Below are 1,510 nucleotides of genomic sequence, written 5' to 3'. Positions count from 1 at the left end.
TGATGAATATTTCAAAAATAGATGGCGTGATGGCAAAAGGTTATATCGAAGAATATTTTAAACGATACAAACAAGCCGAAATTTTTTACAAGCAAGGAATTGAAATCACACATTCCAAAACAGCCTTTAAAAAATTGATTGATTTGTACAAAAATAAAATGAATTTGTCAGAAAAAGCAAAAGCCTTACAACAAGAATCAGATAATAGAAACAAATAAACTGCTTTTTCAACAAATAAATGCATAACCGAATAAACACATAAATGAGAACACATTTCATCGCCATCGGCGGAAGCGCAATGCACAATTTAGCATTGGCATTGCATAACAAAGGTTACCAAGTAACGGGAAGCGATGATGCTATTTTTGAACCATCAAAATCGCGCCTAGACAAAAAAGGAATTCTTCCAGCCGAATTGGGTTGGTTTCCTGAAAAAATCACTTCAGCTATTGAAGCAGTAATTCTAGGAATGCACGCCAAAGCTGATAATCCAGAATTGTTAAAAGCTCAGGAATTAGGTTTAAAAATATATTCGTATCCAGAATTTTTGTATGAACAATCCAAAAATAAAACGCGAGTTGTCATTGGTGGTTCCCACGGAAAAACAACCATAACTTCAATGATTTTACATGTTATGCATTATCACAATATCGAAGTCGATTATATGGTTGGTGCGCAATTGGAAGGTTTCGACACCATGGTGCATCTTACCGAGAAAAACGATTTTATTGTGCTTGAAGGCGATGAGTATTTGTCGTCACCAATTGACCGTCGTCCAAAATTTCATTTGTACCAACCCAATATTGCTTTAATTTCTGGAATAGCTTGGGATCATATCAATGTATTTCCAACCTATGAAAATTATGTAGAACAATTCGAAATTTTCATTCAAAAAATTACAAATGGCGGAATTTTAGTTTACAATGAAGACGATTCGGAAGTAAAACGTGTTGCCCAAGCTGCTACAAATCCAATAAGAAAGTTACCTTATGCAACGCCAAATTATAAAGTTGAAAACGGAATTACACTTTTAGAAACACCAGAAGGGAATATGCCAATTGAAGTTTTTGGTGGACATAATCTAAATAATCTGGCTGGTGCCAAATGGTTTTGCCAGAATATGGGTGTGGATCAAGCAGATTTTTATGAAGCAATCGCTAGTTTTAAAGGAGCAAGCAAACGATTAGAAAAAATTGCCGAAAGCAAAACCAAAGTAGCTTACAAAGATTTTGCGCATTCGCCAAGTAAAGTTGCAGCAACTACAAAAGCGGTGAAAGAACAATTTCCAAACAGAAAATTAGTAGCTTGCTTAGAATTGCACACTTACAGCAGTTTGAACGCAGAATTTCTAAAAGAATATGAAGGAGCACTTGAATTTGCAGATATTGCCGTAGTTTTTTATTCGCCCGATGCTGTAAAAATAAAACAATTGGAAGAAGTCACTTATGAGCAAATTGCTACGGCTTTCAATCGTAAAGATTTAATTATTTATACCAATCCAACAGATTTT

Annotated in this window: 1 protein-coding gene and 1 pseudogene; both read left to right on the top strand. The window is 34.7% G+C overall.

The annotated features are described in order from the left end of the window. Positions 1–218 (top strand): annotated as a pseudogene (locus RMN92_RS14095) (hypothetical protein); the annotation flags it as partial. Between the two features lie 44 nt (positions 219–262). Next, a partial coding sequence (gene murC, locus RMN92_RS14090) for a Mur ligase family protein (RefSeq protein WP_309610078.1) occupies positions 263–1,510 on the top strand: 1,248 nt, incomplete at its 3' end.

Source organism: Flavobacterium sp. (assembly GCF_031363805.1).
GTDB lineage: Bacteria > Bacteroidota > Bacteroidia > Flavobacteriales > Flavobacteriaceae > Flavobacterium.
The sequence above is the reverse complement of the archived record's forward strand: the minus strand, read 5'-3'. Positions and strand labels throughout refer to the sequence as shown.